The sequence below is a fragment of the Pseudomonas sp. NPDC086112 genome, assembly GCF_044746425.1.
GTDB lineage: Bacteria > Pseudomonadota > Gammaproteobacteria > Pseudomonadales > Pseudomonadaceae > Aquipseudomonas.
In genome coordinates, this window is sequence record NZ_JBIVCD010000045.1 from 1 (window position 1) to 17091 (window position 17091).

The window sequence follows — 17091 nt, forward strand, 5'->3', positions numbered from 1 at the left end:
ATGCTTCCGGCTCTATGGGTTGCCAAAACAGGTCTGTCCGCCCAGGACACCAACCTCACCACCATTTCCAACAACCTGGCGAACGTATCGACCACGGGTTTCAAACGTGACCGCGCCGAGTTCCAGGACTTGCTGTATCAGATCAAACGCCAGCCAGGCGCCCAGTCGACCCAGGACAGCGAATTGCCGTCGGGTCTGCAAGTGGGTACCGGTGTGCGCATCGTCGGCACCCAGAAAAACTTCACCGCCGGCAGCCTGCAAACCACCGAGCAACCGTTGGACATGGCCATCGACGGTCGCGGTTTCTTCCAGATCCTGCAGCCGGACGGCACCACGTCCTACACCCGTGACGGTACGTTCCACCTGGATTCCAACGGCCAGATCGTCAACGCCAGCGGTTTCGCCCTGGAGCCGGCCATTGTCATTCCGAACGACGCCCAGACCTTCACCGTCGGCCGAGACGGCACCGTGTCCATCACCGTTGCCGGCAACCCGGCTTCCCAGGTGATCGGCAACCTGCAAACCGCCGACTTCATCAACCCGGCCGGTCTGCAAGCGGTGGGTAACAACCTGTTCCTGGAAACCGCTGCCAGTGGCGCGCCGCAAGTCGGCACCCCGGGCCTTGCCGGTTTCGGCACCACGCTGCAGAACACCCTGGAAACGTCCAACGTCAGCACCGTTGAAGAGATGGTCAACATGATCACCACTCAGCGCGCCTACGAGATGAACTCCAAGGTGATCTCCACCGCCGACCAGATGCTCTCGTTCGTAACGCAGAATCTGTAATCAAGTCTATGAGGCGGCCATGAGGTCGCCTGCAATACCGTGAGGTAGGGTCATGAATCGCTTTGTATCTGTTCTGGCACTGAGTGGGGCCGTTTTGCTCGCGGGCTGCGTCGCCCCGCCGCCCAAGCCCAATGACCCTTACTACGCCCCGGTGTTGCCGCGCACGCCGCTGCCGGCTGCCGCCAATAACGGCTCGATCTACCAGGCCGGTTTCGAACAGAACCTGTACAGCGACCGCAAGGCGTTCCGGGTCGGTGACATCATCACCATCACCCTGAACGAGCGCACCCAGGCGAGCAAGAACGCCAACTCGCAGATCGACAAGAACAGCAAGACCGACATCGGTCTGAGCTCGTTTTTCGGGGGCGGCCTGAGCACCAGTGATCCAGTGGGCAGCGGCAGCCTGAGTCTGGACGTCGGTTATGAAGGTGACCGCGCCACCAAGGGCGACAGCAAGTCCGGCCAAAGCAACAGCCTGACCGGTTCGATCACCGTGACCGTCGCCGACGTGTTGCCCAACGGCATCATCGCCGTGCGCGGCGAGAAGTGGCTGACCCTCAACACCGGTGATGAGCTGGTGCGGATTGCCGGCCTCGTTCGCGCCGATGACATCGCCACCGACAACACCGTGTCGTCGACCCGCGTCGCCGATGCACGCATCACCTATTCGGGCACCGGTGCGTTTGCCGATGCGAGTCAGCCAGGCTGGTTCGACCGTTTCTTCCTCAGCCCGCTGTTCCCTTTCTAGGTGGCTACGTTGAATCTGAAAAGCCTTATGGTGGGCGTCCTGTTGCTGACGGCGGCCTTCGACGCTCAAGCCGAGCGACTGAAGGACATCGCCAGTATTTCCGGTGTGCGTTCCAACCAATTGATCGGCTACGGCCTGGTGGTCGGGCTTAACGGCACCGGCGATCAGACGACCCAGACCCCGTTCACCCTGCAGACCTTCAACAACATGCTTTCGCAGTTCGGCATCAAGGTGCCGGCAGGTTCGGGCAACGTGCAATTGAAGAACGTCGCGGCGGTGTCGATCAGTGCTGATCTGCCGGCGTTCGCCAAGCCGGGTCAACAGATAGATATCACCGTTGCGTCCATCGGTAACTCCAAGAGCCTGCGTGGCGGTACGTTGTTGCTGACGCCGCTCAAAGGTATCGACGGCAACGTCTACGCCGTCGCTCAGGGCAACCTGGTGGTGGGCGGTTTCGATGCCGAAGGACGTGACGGTTCGAAGATCACCGTCAACGTTCCGTCGGCCGGTCGCATCCCTGGCGGTGCGTCGGTCGAGCGTGCCGTGCCAAGCGGTTTCAATCAGGGCAACAGCCTGACCCTGAACCTCAACCGTTCGGACTTCACTACCGCCAAGCGCATCGTCGACAAGATCAACAACATGCTTGGCCCTGGCGTCGCTCAGGCCATCGACGGTGGTTCGATCCGCGTGACTGCGCCACTCGATCCGAGCCAGCGGGTCGACTATTTGTCGATCCTCGAAAACCTCGAAGTCGACCCGGGCCAGGCGGTGGCGAAAGTCATCATCAACTCGCGCACCGGCACCATCGTGATCGGCCAGAACGTCAAGGTTTCCCCGGCCGCCGTGACCCACGGCAGCCTGACCGTAACCATCACCGAAGACCCGATTGTCAGCCAGCCCGGCCCTCTGTCCAACGGGCAGACGGCGGTTGTGCCGCGCTCGCGGGTCAACGCTCAGCAAGAAGCCAAGCCAATGTTCAAATTCGGCCCGGGCACCACCCTCGACGAAATCGTCCGTGCGGTGAACCAGGTCGGCGCGGCACCGGGTGACTTGATGGCGATCCTCGAAGCGCTGAAGCAGGCCGGCGCGTTGCAAGCCGATCTGATTGTGATCTGAGGACGGCGATCATGGATATGCGCAAAAGCGGTCTGGTCAGCAGCAGCGATTCGGGTTCCTACTCGGACCTGAATCGCCTGAACCAGCTCAAGGTCGGTGACAAGAACAGCGATGCGAACATGCGCAAAGTGGCGCAGGAATTCGAATCGCTGTTTCTGGGTGAAATGCTCAAGTCCATGCGTTCGGCCACCGAAGCGCTGGGCCAGGACAACCCGCTCAACACGCCGGCAGCCAAGCAATACCAGGAAATGTACGACCAGCAGTTGGCCGTTTCCCTGTCCCGCGAAGGCGGCGGTATTGGCCTGGCGGACGTGCTGATGCGCCAGATGTCGAAGAACAAACCGATGGCGCCGGGTGAGGCCGCGGCAGCGTCTGCCGCCAAGCAAGCCGCCGCGCAAGCTGCCGTGGAAACACCGATTGCCGCCGGTACGGTCGCCACCAACGGACCACTGTCGCGTCTCAATGGTGAGCGCCCGTTGTGGGCTTCGCGCTCGGTGAAGACGCCGGCAAGCGCGGGCGAGGGTGCTCATCGCAATGACATGGCGCTGATCAATCAGCGGCGTCTGGCATTGCCACCGAAACTGGCTGATCGTTTGCTCGCCGGGCTGGTGCCGTCGGCATCGACCACGGCGACGACCGCCACCGCAGCACAGAACAAAATCCAGGTGCCGCAGAGTACCGCGACCAGTTCCGGTTCCCTGTACAACGGCGATTGGCTGGCTGCGCAAACGGATACAGCGGCCAGCGGACGCATGCAGATTTATGGGCGTGCCATGGCCCAAATACCCCTGGCGCCGGCGAAGAAAGCCTTCAGTTCCGCCGACGAATTCGTCAACACCATGCTGCCGATGGCCAAAGAAGCTGCCGACCGTATCGGTGTCGATCCACGTTACCTGGTGGCTCAGGCTGCCCTGGAAACCGGTTGGGGCAAATCGGTCATGCGCGCCCAGGATGGCAGCAGCAGCCACAACCTGTTCGGCATCAAGGCCAGCAGTAACTGGAAGGGCGATTCGGCGCGGGCGATCACCAGCGAATTCAGAAATGGCGAGATGGTCAAGGAGACGGCCGAGTTCCGTTCCTACGCCTCTTACAAAGACAGCTTCCATGACCTTGTGACGCTGCTGCAAAGCAATAATCGCTATCAAGATGTGCTGAAGTCGGCCGATAACCCAGAACAGTTTGTACGCGAGTTGCAAAAAGCCGGGTATGCAACCGACCCGGATTACGCAAGCAAGATTTCGCAGATAGCCAAGCAGATGACGAGTTACCAAAACTACGCTGCGGCGGGCGCTTCCACTACGCCTTTATAGGCACAAGGCATAAGGTCTGAACCATGAGTTTGCTCAATATCGGGATGTCGGGTCTGGCCGCTGGCCAATCCGCGCTGATGACTACCGGCAATAACATTGCCAACGCCGACACCGCCGGGTACTCACGCCAGCAAACCGTGCAGGGCACCAAGGCTTCGAATCAGTTCGGCAATGTCTACATCGGCACCGGTACGACCCTGGCCGATGTGCGTCGGGTGTACAACAGCTACCTGGATGCGCAACTGCAGACCACCACTTCGCTTAACAGCGACTCGGCTGCCTACGCCGGGCAGATCAGCCCGCTCGATAAGTTGCTCTCGGACAGCGGCACCGGCCTCAATGGCGCCTTGACCAAGTTCTTCGCCTCGGTACAGAACGTCAACGCCAAGCCGGGCGACGATGCTTCCCGCCAACTGCTGCTCAGCGATGCGCAGGCGCTGAGCAACCGGTTCAACTCGATCTCCAGCCAGTTGACGCAGCAGAACGCCAACGTCAACGGCAACCTGGCGGACATGGCCGATCAGGTCAATAAACTGGCCGCCACCGTGGCCCAGCTGAACCAGAAGATTTCCGAAGTTTCCAAAGCCGGCGGCCAGCCCAACGACTTGCTCGATGCGCGCAACGAGACCGTACGCCAACTGTCCACTTTCACCGGTGCGCAGGTGATGGAGCGTGACGGTAACCTCGACATTTACCTGGGCAGCGGTCAGCCGCTGGTCATGGGCAGCACCGCCAGCAAACTGGAAGTGGTGCCGAGCAAAGACGACCCTTCGCGCTCGGCCATTCAGCTCAATCGTGGTTCGAGCACCATCGACATCACTTCGGTGATGACCGGTGGTGAAATGGGCGGCTTGCTGCGCTATCGCAGCACCGTGCTGGACCCGGCCATGAACGAGCTGGGGCGTGTGGCACTGGTCGTCGCCGATCAGATGAATACCATCCAGGCCCAGGGCATCGACAAGAACGGTGACTTCGGTTCGAACCTGTTCAACAGCATCAACAGTGCCGCTCAAATGGCTCAGCGCAGCGTCGCCACGGTCGGCAACAGCGCCGGCTCGGGCAACTTCGAGGTGAGCATCGAGGACAGCGGCAAGCTGACCATCAACGATTACAAGGTCATCTTCACCAGCGCCACGAACTACACCGTGCAGCGCCTGCCTGAAGGCACCGCCATGGGCGCATTCAGCACGCTGACCACGCCGCCGCCAGTGGTCGATGGTTTCTCGATGAAGCTCACCGGTGGCACCGCAGCCGCCGGCGACACCTTCAAGATCACCCCGACCCGCAACGCGGCGACCACCATCAAGACCGAGATGACCGACTCCAAGCGCCTGGCCATCGCGGCACCCTTGGGCGCCGCCATCGCGCCGGGCGGCAGCGGCACATTGACGATTCCGGCCAGCGGTCAACCGACCCTGACCACGAAGTTCGATATCTACGACACGGCGACCACCACCACGATCCAGAACGGCCTGAAGACCTCGACTCCGGTCAAGATTGTGTTCGGCACGGCCGGTGGTACGACCCAGACTTATCAAATGCTCGATGCCCAAGGTAACCCGCTCAGCAGCGGCACCATTGTGCCGGGCCAGAACAATACGCTGAGCCTGACCATTCCTCTGGTCGACGCCAGCGGCGCCGCGATCAATGACCCGGGGCCGCCAGTTGTGCAGCGCACTGTGTCGTTTGACATGACCGTGGCCGGTTCGCCAGGTCAAGGCTCTGCGATCAACGTCTCGCTCAGCCAACCGGGTACGCTGGACAACCGTAACGGCACCACACTGGCTGGCTTGCAGACCAAGCAGACCGTGGATACCGGTTCGGCGAGCAAAGGCATTTCCCTGACCGACGCCTACGGCAAACTGGTTGAGGGCGTAGGCGCCAAAGCCGCCCAAGGCAAGCTCGACAGCGCTGCCACCGAAGCGATTCTGGCCAACGCCAAGGGCGCTCGCGACTCGTTGTCCGGGGTCGACCTCGATGAGGAAACCGGCAACCTGGTCAAGTACCAGCAGTACTACACCGCGTCTTCGCAGATCATCAAGGCTGCGCAGGAAATCTTCAGCACACTGATCAACAGTCTTTAAGGAGTCGTAGCCCATGCGCATTTCTACCGCCCAGTTTTACGAGTCCTCTGCCGCCAACTATCAGAAGAACTTCGCCAACGTGGTCAAGAGCAGCGAAGAGGCCAGCAGCCTGGTTCGTGTGAATACCGCGGCGGATGATCCGGTCGGCGCTTCGCGTTTGCTGCAACTGGGTCAGCAGGCTTCGATGCTTGATCAGTATGAAGCCAATACCACCACCATCAAGGCAACCCTGGGCACCACGGAAGCAGTGATGACCAGCATCAATAACGTGCTGCAACGCGCCAAGGAATTGGCCGTAGGCGCAGGCAACGCCGGTTATACCGATGCCGACCGCCAGGCCAACGCATCGGAGCTGGGGCAGATCGAAGAGCAGCTGCTCAGCCTGATGAACAGCAAAGACGAGAACGGTAAATACATCTTCGCCGGTTCCAAGGGCGATACCGTGCCGTTCACACGTAACAACGATGGCACCTACAGCTACAACGGTGACCAGGTAACGCTTGACCTGGCGATCGGCGACACCATGTCGATGGCCACCAACAGCACCGGTTGGGATGCATTCCAGCAAGCGATCAACACCAGCCGTAGCGAGGTCACCCGGACCGCGCCGGTCGTGGACGACGGCCGCGTGACCCTGTCCAACGGCCAAGTGTCGTCGAACGTCACCTACAACGCCAAATTCCGCAGCGGCGAGCCGTATACCGTGGATTTCGTCAGCGGCACCCAGCTGAAAATCACTGACTCGGGCGGCAATGACGTGACTGCCGAAGCCAGTCAGGGTGGCGCGTTCGATCCTGCCAGCAAGACCGGCCAGGCCGTCACTTTCCGTGGCGTCGAGCTGACCCTGAACATCAACCTGAGCGCCGGCGACACGGCGGCGACCGTGCTGCCTGGCCACACGTTTACCCTGGCGGCCAAGCCGGACACCTTCAGCGCAACCGGCAGCCCGGGCAACCCTTCGGCGGCGCAGGTCACCACCAGCAGCATCACCAACCCGGCGGATTACCACGCCAGTTTCCCTACCGGTTCTGCGATCCTCAAGTTCACCAGCGCCACCGCCTTCGACCTGTATGCGGCGCCTTTGACGGCCAGCAGCAAGCCTGTGTCTAGCGGAACCATGGCCGGTAGCGTCGCCACTGCATCGGGTGTGAGTTTCACGTTGAGTGGTACGCCGGCTGCCAACGATCAGTTCAGCATCGCGGTCAACACTCACGAAACCCAGAACATCCTGGACACCGTGAGCCAGTTGAAAACCGCGCTGAATACGCCAACCAACGGTGATCCGATCGCTACTCAGAAGCTGCAAGCGTCATTGGCTTCCGGTATTGCCAACCTGGCCAGCGGTACCGATCAGCTGTCCAGTGCCTTGAGCTCGGTCGGTGGTCGCGGTGCTGCCCTGGATACCCAGAGCGATACCAACCAGAGCTTGAAACTGGCCAATGCCCAGACCCAATCATCGATCCGCGATTCCGATCCGGCTGAAGTGATGACCCGTCTGACCCTGCAACAAACCATGTTGCAAGCCTCGCAACTGGCCTTCAGCAAGATTGCTCAGTTGGGCCTGTTCAACAAGGTCTGAGCCTGCGCCTGCCGAGCAGCCAACCGTCTTTTTTTAAGCGGTTCCGGGGCCTCTGCCTGAAAGGGTAGAGGCCCGCCGCTCGAGAGTTTCCGCCGTGAATCAACGCCCCCTCGTCAGCATCGTCATCCCAGCCTTCAATCCGCGCTTCTTCAGTCAGGCATTGGAAAGTGCGCTCGCCCAGACCTACGAGCACGTCGAGATCGTCATCTGCGACGATTCGTCCAGCGACGAAATCCGCGACATTGTCGAGACCTTCGTCGAGCCGGCTCACCCGATTCGTTACTTGCGCAATCCGCAGCGTCTGGGTTTGCAGAAGAACGTATTGCGTTGCGTCGAGCAAGCCCGGGGCGAGTTCATTAAAGTGCTGTGCGACGACGACCGTCTGTTTTCACCGAGCATTGCCTTGCAGGCGCAGGTGTTGATTGACCACGCGGACGTGAATGTGGTGTTTGCCTTGCGGATGCTCAGCGACGCCGGCAATTTCATCTTGCCGCCACGGGTCGACAACTGCCGGTTCTCGCCGAACGACGCCTTGCTCAAGGGCGATGACATGCTGGCGATCTTTGAAGGCACGCCAAAGAATTTCCTCGGCAATTTCAGTTCGACCCTGATGCGTCGCGCCGATGTACTGGAGCTGTTGCCGGCGCTGATTCAGGAAGGTGCCGGTTTCGTCGCCATGCTCGATTTCGCCTTGTTCGTGTGCTTGATGCGTCGCGGCAATCTGGTGTCGCTGAGCACTGTGTTGAGCACTGAACGTCTGTATCCGGAGCGCCTTAGCAAAACCCCTGAAATGGTCAAGGCCGCAGCCGTGGAGTGGAACTGGCTTTCGCAGATGCTCGCGGCGCGCAGCGGTGAATCGGCACCGGCATCGGGTTGGGTGCGCTACATCGAACTGACTAAAATCACCGACCAGCCCCACGCCTGGGAAGAGCTGTGTGTGGTGCGCATTCTGGGCAACCGCAACACGGTGGTGAATGGCCGGGTGGGCGGGGAGAGCGAAAGCTACGCCGATTTCTATCGCGAATGGCTGGCGATCCGCAGGTTCTCCGATGTCGAGCAACGGCTCATGCCGCAACGTCTCGACAGTTGGGCGTACCGTCCGCAGATCGTGCCTATCGTGATCGACAGCACAGCTGACGGTGCGGGGCTCAAGACGACGTTGCAGAGTATTAGCCAGCAACTGTACGCGCCTCAGGCAGTGCTGGTGTTGTCCGATGCCTTGTGTGCGACTGACGATCGCGTGGTGCAGTTGCCGTTCCAGGCGGATTGGGCGCAACAGCTCAACGCCGTGGTACCGCAACTGGAAGGTGCTCACTGGTTTTATCTGCTGCACGCTGGCGACACCTTGCGCGAGTCGGCTCTGCTGATCCTGGCCGAACGCATTGCCGGTTCGGCGGGCATTCTTTGTGCTTACAGTGACGAAGGCGCGCTGGTCGATGGCGAGTCGATCGATCCGGTGTTCAAACCCGATTTCAACCTCGACCTGATGCGCGCCTATCCCTACGTCGGTCGAACCCTGGCCTTCGAGCGGCAGCGCTTCATGGCGCTGGGCGGTTTCGATCCGGCTCACGGTGAGCTGGCACCGCACGATTTGTTATGGCGTCTGGTGGAAGAGGCCGGGCCGCAAACCATCGAGCACATCGCCGAAATCCAGGTAGAGTCGACTCAGTCTTTCGCCGCCTGGCTGTCATTGCCCGAAGTGATCGAGAGCAACGCCGGCATGGTCAGTGCGCACCTGGATCGTATTGGCGTGGCGCACGCGATCCGGCAGGAAGCGTTGCCGCTGATCAACCGCATCGACTACCTCCATGGGGTGCGACCGCTGGTGTCGATCATCATCCAGACCGGCGATTCGCTGTACGCGTTGCAGCGATGCATCGAAGGCCTGATCGAGCGCACGGCCTATAGCCGATACGAAATCCTGATCGTCGACAGCGGCACGGACGACCCGGCGATGCTCGACTGGCTGGAAGCGATGGCGCAACTGGGCGCCGCAATGCTGAGAGTCTTGCGTTACGCCGGTGACGCCAACGACGCGGCGATCCGTAACTTTGCCGCGAGCCTGGCGCATGGCGAGTACTTGCTGCTGCTCAGTGCGCAGACGGTAATCTGCGACAGCGACTGGCTGGATGAATTGCTCAATCACGCCCAGCGCCCCGAAGTGGGTGTGGTCGGTGCCCGCATCCTCAGCCCCGAGGGCTCGATCGTCAGTGCCGGGTTGATTCTTGGTCTTGCCGGACCCGTCGGTTCGCCATTTTATGGCGAAGCGGCCGGTTCTCGCGGCTACATGCAGCGTTTGCATGTGACCCAGAACTGGAGTGCGGTGAGCAATCACTGCCTGATGGTGCGCAAGCAAGTGTTCGATGAACTCGAGCAGTTCGATGAGGTGACCTTCACCCTAGGCCTCAGCGACGTCGACTTGTGTTTGCGGGCGACCAAGGATGGCTACCTGGTGGTCTGGACGCCTTACGCCAGCGTGGTGTGGGTGCCGCAAGATGTGTCGCCGGCACAGCCTTCGACACTGGCGCTGCGCGAGCGTGAACAGGAGGACTTTTATCGCAAATGGCTGCCGAAGATCGCCAAGGATCCGGCCTACAGCCCGGCGCTGAGCCTTGGGATTTCCAGCTTCAGTCTGGAGCCGTCACTGCGCAATAACTGGAACCCGTTTTGTACCCGTGCCTTGCCGTTGATTCTCGGTCTGCCGGTTAACAGTACCGCCGTTGGCCATTACCGGGTAACCGCGCCGCTGGCCGAACTCGAAGCAGCCGGTCGGGTGATCGCGCGGGTGGCCTATGAGTCGCCGTCGACCGTGGAGATCGAGCGTCTGTCACCCGACACGATCATTCTGCAAGGGCGTTACAGCGAAGGCGCCGCGGGTGACATTCTGCGGATGAAAAAGTATTCCAGTGCGCTACGAATTTTCGAACTCGACGACTACATCGTCAGTGCGCCGAAGAAAAACACCCACGCCCGCAACAAACCGGTCAATACCGAGCAGCTGTTGCGCGAAGGCATTGGCCTGTGCGATCGCGTAGTGGTCACCACTCAGCCACTGGCCGATGCCTTGTCGAGTATGCACAGCGAGATCCGCGTGGTGCCGAACATGCTATCGCCGGACCCTTGGGCGACACTGACCAGTCACCGTCGCACCTCCAGCAAGCCGCGAGTCGGCTGGGGGGGCGGCACCAGCCACACCGGTGACCTGGAGATCATTGCCGAGGTTGTGCGCGAACTGGCGGACGAAGTCGAGTGGGTGTTCTTCGGCATGTGCCCTGACGCCTTGCGTCCGTATGTTCACGAGTTTCACTCCACCATCGGTTTGCAGAGCTACCCATTCAAACTGGCCAGTCTGAACCTTGACCTGGCGCTGGCACCGCTGGAATTTCATATCTTCAACGACTGCAAAAGCAACCTGCGCCTGCTGGAATACGGCGCCTGCGGGTACCCGGTGATCTGCACTGACACCGAGGCCTACCGCGGCCACTTGCCGTGTACCAAGGTCTATAGCAACAGCACGGACGAATGGCTGCAGGCGATCCGCATGCACCTGGCTGACCCGGATGCCAGCTATCGTATGGGCGATGAATTGCGTGAAGCGGTGCATCGCGATTTCATGTTGCGTGGCGACAACCTCAATCACTGGTTATGGGGCTGGTTGCCGGACTGATTCTGCTATTACCTTCCAAGGATCAAAAATCGCAGCCTTCGACAGCTTCACAGGAATGTGTTGACTGGCGAAGGCTGCGATTTTTTTGTCCTGCGCAATTGGCTCACTTCCTGCAAGTCGCCCGTATATCGCCATAAAACCTTCACCCCCGAGGGGATGACCGGCCCAATGGCTGCGGGTAAATGATGTGCATGACGGCTCGCCGACCCTTGCGGGGGGCTGCCGCGCCGCGCGAAGAGCAAGAGGACAGCGATGAAGGCAGTAATTCTGGCGGGTGGTCTCGGTACGCGCATCAGCGAAGAGTCGCACCTCAAGCCCAAGCCGATGATCGAGATCGGTGGCAAGCCAATTCTTTGGCACATCATGAAACAGTACTCTGCCCATGGGATTCATGATTTCGTGATTTGCCTTGGCTACAAGGGCTATGCGATCAAGGACTTCTTCGCCAATTACTTCCTGCACACCTCCGACGTCACCTTCGACATGCGCAATAACCGCATGGACGTGCACCAGAACTACAGCGAACCGTGGAGCGTCACGCTCATCGACACCGGTGAGGAAACCATGACCGGCGGCCGCTTGTTGCGCGCCGGCCGTTACCTCAAGGACGAAGAGGCGTTCTGCTTCACCTACGGCGACGGCGTCTCCGATATCAATATCCGTCAACTGGTGGACTACCACAGCGCCCACGGTCGTCTGGCGACCGTCACCGCCGTACAACCGCCGGGCCGTTACGGTGCCCTGGAGCGTCACGGCGATCAGGTGCTTGGTTTCACCGAAAAGCCCCGTGGCGACGGTGGCTGGATCAATGGCGGTTTCTTTGTGCTTTCGCCCAAAGTGCTGTCATACATCGGCGGTGACGAAACCACTTGGGAAGCCGAGCCCTTGGCGCGACTGGCCCAGGATGAACAGTTGAAGGCCTTCGAGCACGAAGGTTTCTGGCATCCGATGGACACCCTGCGCGACAAGAACCACCTCGAAGCGCTGTGGCAGAGCGGGGAGGCCCCATGGAAGCAATGGGACTGAGTCCGCAATTCTGGCGCGGCAAACGTGTTCTGCTGACCGGCCACACCGGTTTCAAAGGCAGCTGGTTGACGTTGTGGCTGCAAAGCCTCGGTGCCGAGGTCAGCGGGTTTTCGCTCGATCCGTCCACCGAGCCGAGCCTGTTCGAACTGGCCCGCGTGCACGAGGGCATCAATGATCAGCGCGGTGACCTGCGTGATCTCGGTGCCTTACTGGAATTGATCGCCGAAACCCAGCCGGAAATCGTCCTGCATCTGGCGGCCCAACCGCTGGTGCGCGAAGGCTATCGCGATCCGCTTGGCACCTATTCCAGCAACGTCATGGGCACGCTCAATCTGCTTGAAGCGATCCGCCAGGTCGGCGGCGTGCGTGCCTGTGTGCTGGTGACCACTGACAAGGTCTACGCCAACAAGGAATGGCTGTGGCCGTACCGCGAGAACGAAGCCCTCGGCGGTCATGACCCTTACAGCAGCAGCAAGGCTTGCTGTGAATTGTTGGCGCAGTCTTACGCCGCATCGTTTTTCCCGGCCGACAAGTACACCGAGCATGGCTTGGCGTTGGCCACCGCGCGTGCCGGCAATGTGTTGGGCGGTGGCGACTTTGCGCCTGAGCGCCTGATTCCCGATGTGCTCAAAGCCTGGTCGGCGGATGAGCCGGTGACCCTGCGCTACCCGCAAGCCGTGCGCCCATGGCAGCACGCATTGGAACCATTGGCTGGTTACCTGCAACTGGCCGCCGGCCTCTACGAGCAGGGCCCGGCGTTTGCCGGTGCGTGGAATTTTGGCCCGAGCGAAGCGGACATGTGCAGCGTCGGTGAAGTGGTCGAGTTGCTCGCCAGCCGCTGGCCGCAAGCGCGCGGCTTGCGCATCGAACCCACTGATTTGCATGAGGCCGGTCTGCTGCGCCTGGACAGCAGCCGCGCCCGTCAGCTGCTGGCCTGGCAACCGCGCTGGTCGTTACAGCAGTGCCTGACCCAGACCCTCGATTGGCACCTGGCATGGCAGAACGGCGATGACATGCGTGAAGTCACCTTGAACCAGTTGAACGTGTACCGAGGCGCGCTGTGAGCGAGTTCCTGTTGAAAGCCTTGCCGCTGGCCGGTCTGTTCAGTGTCCAGCACAAACGCTTCGAAGATGATCGCGGGCACTTCGCTCGGCTGTTTTGCGAAGGCAGCCTGAGCGCCTTCGGCCAGACGTTTCATATCCGCCAGATCAATCATTCCTGCACTCGCGAGCGGGGCAGTGTGCGCGGCCTGCATTATCAAAATTCCAATGCGCCGGAAGCCAAGTTGATTACCTGCCTGCGTGGCGAGGTCTGGGATGTGGCGGTGGACTTGCGCCCTGACTCCGAAACTTTTCTGCACTGGCACGCCGAACACCTGCAGGCCGGCGACGGCCGCAGCCTGCTGATCCCGGCCGGGTTCGCCCATGGTTTCCAGACCCTCACCGACGACGCCGAATTGCTCTACCTGCACAGCAACGATTACGCGCCTGCGCATGAGGGTGGCTTGAGCGTGAACGATCCACGGCTGGCCATCGCCTGGCCGTTGCCTGTCAATAATCTGTCGGCCAGGGATTCCAGCCATCCCTTGCTCGATGAACACTTCGCTGGAGTGCGTCTATGAATTGCCGTGGTTGCGCTGCACCGCTGAGCCTGCCGCTGATCGATCTCGGCACCTCGCCGCCGTCCAATGCCTACGTGCATGCGGATTGCCTGGAACAAGCCGAGCAATGGGTGCCGCTGAAGGTCGCGGTGTGTCAGCAGTGCTGGCTGGTGCAGACCGAGGATTACACCCGCGCCGACAGTCTGTTTGATGCCGAATATGCGTATTTCAGTTCGTTCTCCAGCACCTGGCTGGCCCACGCCGAGCGCTATGTCGCCGAGATGGTCGAACGCTTCGGCCTGACCGCCGACAGCCGCGTGGTGGAAATCGCCGCCAATGATGGTTACCTGTTGCAGTACGTGGCGGGGCGCGGCATCCCTTGTCTGGGCGTTGAGCCAACCCGCAGCACCGCGCTGGCGGCACGGGAAAAAGGCCTGCAGATTCGCGAACTGTTTTTCGGTCGCGACACCGCTGCGCAGTTGAACAGCGAAGGCTGGGCCGCTGACCTGATGGCTGCCAACAACGTGCTCGCCCATGTGCCGGACATCAATGATTTCCTCGGTGGTTTCGCCACCTTGCTCAAGCCCACCGGTGTGGCGACGTTCGAGTTTCCACAGCTGTTGACGCTGATGGCGGGGCAGCAGTTCGACACGCTGTATCACGAGCATTATTCCTATCTGTCCCTGACCGCCGTGCAGACGCTGTGCGAGCGCAATGGGCTGGAGGTGTTCGATGTCAGCCAGTTGACGACTCATGGCGGGTCGTTGCGGGTGTTCGTGCAGCGCAAGGACGGTGAACGCCGCGCCGTCCAACCAACTGTGCAGCATCAGTTGCAGGCTGAACTGGACGCCGGGGTGAAGACGCCCGAGTACTACGCGACCCTGGCGCCAGCGGCTGAATGTATCAAGCACGAACTGCTGCGTTTCCTGCTGCAGGCCAAGGCCGACGGCAAGCGCGTGGTCGGTTATGGCGCGGCGGCCAAGGGCAACACCTTGCTCAACTACGCCGGGGTCAAACCGGACCTGCTGGCCTGGGTGGCCGACGCCAACCCGCACAAACAGGGCAAGTACCTGCCGGGCAGTCGCATTCCGATCGTTTCGCCGGCGCAGATCGATCTGGAGAAACCGGATTACGTGCTGGTGCTGCCGTGGAATTTGCTTCACGAAGTCAGTCAGCAACTGGCGCAGGTACGGCAGTGGGATGGCCGTTTCGTGATCGCTGTGCCTGAGTTGACCGTGCTGTGAAAGTGCTCGTGACCGGTGCCACAGGGTTCGTCGGCCGACACTTGGTCGAAGCCTTGCTCACCCGTGGCTGTCAAGTCCGGGCCGTGGCGCGTAACGCCGAGGCCGCTGCGAGTTTGCCGTGGATCAATGCTGTGGAGTTTATCGCGGCGGATATTCACGCCGACGAGCTGAACATTCCAGCGCTGACCGATGGCATCGACGCCCTGGCGCATCTGGCATGGCCGGGGTTGCCGAACTATCAGGCGCTGTTCCATTTCGAGCATAACTTGATGGCCGATTACCGGTTCATCAAGGGCGCGGTCGAGGCGGGTGTGCCGCAAGTGTTGGTCACCGGCACCTGTTTCGAATACGGCCTGCAGAGCGGACCGCTCAGCGAGCAGACCGAGGCGCGGCCGAGTAACCCTTACGGGTTGGCGAAAAACACGCTACGGCTGTTCCTCGAAAATCTGCAGCAGGTTCAACCGTTCACCCTGCAATGGGCGCGGCTGTTTTACCTGCACGGGGAAGGGCAGAACCCTAACAGTTTATTGGCTGCGCTGGACCGGGCAATCGAGGCCGGCGACGCCAGCTTCAACATGTCGGCCGGCGAGCAATTGCGCGATTACCTGGCGATCGACACAGCCGCCGGTTACCTCGCCGCGATCCTGCAACAGCGCGAATTTGATGGCGTGATCAATTGCTGCAGCGGCCAGCCGATATCGGTCAGAGCGCTGGTCGAACAACGTCTGCATGAGCGCGGCGTGTCAATCGATTTGAACCTGGGCCATTACCCTTACCCTACCCATGAACCGATGGCGTTCTGGGGCGTGGCGGACCGTTTGCAACAGCTACTGGGAGCAGAGCATGAGGCATGAGTTGTATCGGGTCGCCGACCTGCCGGTGTTGCAGAACCGTACCTTTGCCGATGCGCAATCAGCGAAAGCTTCGGCCTGCGCCGACATGGTGTTGGTGCAGGACGAGACGAGCGGGCTGATCTTCAATCAGGCCTTCGACGCCGACAAACTCAGCTACGACGCTGACTATCAGAACGAGCAGGCGCATTCCGGCCAGTTCCAGAAACATCTGAACGATGTCGAAGGGATCATTGCTCGCCACTTCAAGGGGCAAGAGCTGATCGAAGTCGGCTGCGGCAAGGGGTATTTTTTAGAGCTGCTCAAAGGCCTGGGTTACTCGATCACCGGCATCGATCCGGCCTACGAAGGCGACAACGCCGATGTGATCAAGGCGCCATTCACTCGCGGCCTGGGTCTGTCGGCGGACGCCATCGTGCTGCGGCATGTGCTGGAGCATATTCAGGATCCGTTGAGCTTTCTGGCGGTCATCGCCGAGGCCAATCAGGGCGGGCAGATCTACATCGAAGTGCCGTGCTTCGACTGGATCCTTGAGCACCGTGCCTGGTTCGACCTGTTCTACGAGCACGTCAATTATTTCCGCCTCGATGACCTGCGCCGGATGTTCGGCACGGTGCACGAGGCCGGTCACCTGTTCGGTGGCCAGTATCTGTACATCGTCGCCGACCTGTCCACGTTGCGCCTGACCCCGGAACAACCGGTGCCGCGCCTGACGCTGCCCGAAGGTTTCACCGCCAGCCTCGACCGTGCCGTGCAGATCATCCAGGCCGCGCCTGAGCGAGGTTCGGCGATCTGGGGCGCGTCGTCCAAAGGCGTGATTTATTCGCTGTTCCTGCAACGAGCGGGTGTGGCGGTGGATCGCGTGGTGGATATCAATCCGGCCAAACAGGGCCGATATCTGCCCCTGAGCGGCGCGCGGGTGTCCTCGCCCCAAGAGGCCATGGATGCCTTGCCCGAAGGCGCCAACCTGTTTGTGATGAACTCCAACTACCTCGAAGAAATCAAGCGGATGACTGGTGGACGCTACGTCTATCACGCCGTCGACAGCGCTTCGTTCCAGTGACCAATGAGAATTTTGAA

Annotated in this window: 13 protein-coding genes; all 13 read left to right on the plus strand. The window is 60.8% G+C overall.

The window, feature by feature from the left end; genetic code table 11:
- The 13 genes from flgG to ACIPLA_RS24240 all read left to right on the plus strand — a co-directional run bounded on the left by flgG (window position 1) and on the right by ACIPLA_RS24240 (window position 17074).
- Window positions 1-786, plus strand: coding sequence for a flagellar basal-body rod protein FlgG (gene flgG, locus ACIPLA_RS24180; protein ID WP_008011001.1), 786 nt, complete (start codon window positions 1-3; stop codon window positions 784-786).
- A 52-nt stretch (window positions 787-838) separates the two neighbouring features.
- Window positions 839-1534, plus strand: coding sequence for a flagellar basal body L-ring protein FlgH (gene flgH, locus ACIPLA_RS24185; RefSeq protein ID WP_218394160.1), 696 nt, complete (start codon window positions 839-841; stop codon window positions 1532-1534).
- 27 nt (window positions 1535-1561) lie between these two features.
- Window positions 1562-2650: a flagellar basal body P-ring protein FlgI gene (locus tag ACIPLA_RS24190; protein ID WP_401176623.1), complete on the plus strand. Its 1089-nt coding sequence runs from the start codon at window positions 1562-1564 to the stop codon at window positions 2648-2650.
- Window positions 2651-2661: 11 nt separating this feature from the next.
- Window positions 2662-3960: a flagellar assembly peptidoglycan hydrolase FlgJ gene (flgJ, locus tag ACIPLA_RS24195; RefSeq protein WP_218394161.1), complete on the plus strand. Its 1299-nt coding sequence runs from the start codon at window positions 2662-2664 to the stop codon at window positions 3958-3960.
- 23 nt (window positions 3961-3983) lie between these two features.
- Window positions 3984-6044 (plus strand): flagellar hook-associated protein FlgK, encoded by a 2061-nt coding sequence (gene flgK / locus ACIPLA_RS24200; RefSeq protein ID WP_401176555.1) that lies wholly within the window; start codon window positions 3984-3986, stop codon window positions 6042-6044.
- A 13-nt stretch (window positions 6045-6057) separates the two neighbouring features.
- Entirely contained in the window at window positions 6058-7623 is a 1566-nt protein-coding gene (locus tag ACIPLA_RS24205; protein WP_123495990.1) for a flagellar hook-associated protein 3, read from the plus strand.
- Window positions 7624-7717: 94 nt separating this feature from the next.
- The gene (locus ACIPLA_RS24210; protein ID WP_401176559.1) at window positions 7718-11290 is read left to right on the plus strand and encodes a glycosyltransferase; all 3573 of its coding nucleotides are present in this window, start codon (window positions 7718-7720) and stop codon (window positions 11288-11290) included.
- A gap of 252 nt (window positions 11291-11542) precedes the next feature.
- Window positions 11543-12316, plus strand: coding sequence for a glucose-1-phosphate cytidylyltransferase (gene rfbF / locus ACIPLA_RS24215; RefSeq protein ID WP_008072576.1), 774 nt, complete (start codon window positions 11543-11545; stop codon window positions 12314-12316).
- A complete protein-coding gene (rfbG, locus tag ACIPLA_RS24220; RefSeq protein ID WP_401176564.1) occupies window positions 12298-13380 on the plus strand; it encodes a CDP-glucose 4,6-dehydratase in 1083 nt (360 codons plus the stop codon). The genes rfbF and rfbG overlap by 19 nt, the downstream gene beginning before the upstream one ends.
- Entirely contained in the window at window positions 13377-13937 is a 561-nt protein-coding gene (locus tag ACIPLA_RS24225) for a dTDP-4-dehydrorhamnose 3,5-epimerase (RefSeq protein WP_218394165.1), read from the plus strand. The genes rfbG and ACIPLA_RS24225 overlap by 4 nt, the downstream gene beginning before the upstream one ends.
- The gene (locus tag ACIPLA_RS24230; RefSeq protein ID WP_401176568.1) at window positions 13934-15160 is read left to right on the plus strand and encodes a methyltransferase domain-containing protein; all 1227 of its coding nucleotides are present in this window, start codon (window positions 13934-13936) and stop codon (window positions 15158-15160) included. The genes ACIPLA_RS24225 and ACIPLA_RS24230 overlap by 4 nt, the downstream gene beginning before the upstream one ends.
- A complete protein-coding gene (locus ACIPLA_RS24235; protein WP_401176571.1) occupies window positions 15157-16014 on the plus strand; it encodes an NAD-dependent epimerase/dehydratase family protein in 858 nt (285 codons plus the stop codon). Before ACIPLA_RS24230 ends, ACIPLA_RS24235 begins: the two co-directional genes overlap by 4 nt.
- Window positions 16004-17074, plus strand: a complete 1071-nt coding sequence (locus tag ACIPLA_RS24240; protein ID WP_401176574.1) for a class I SAM-dependent methyltransferase — start codon at window positions 16004-16006, stop codon at window positions 17072-17074. Before ACIPLA_RS24235 ends, ACIPLA_RS24240 begins: the two co-directional genes overlap by 11 nt.
- Window positions 17075-17091 lie beyond the last annotated feature (17 nt).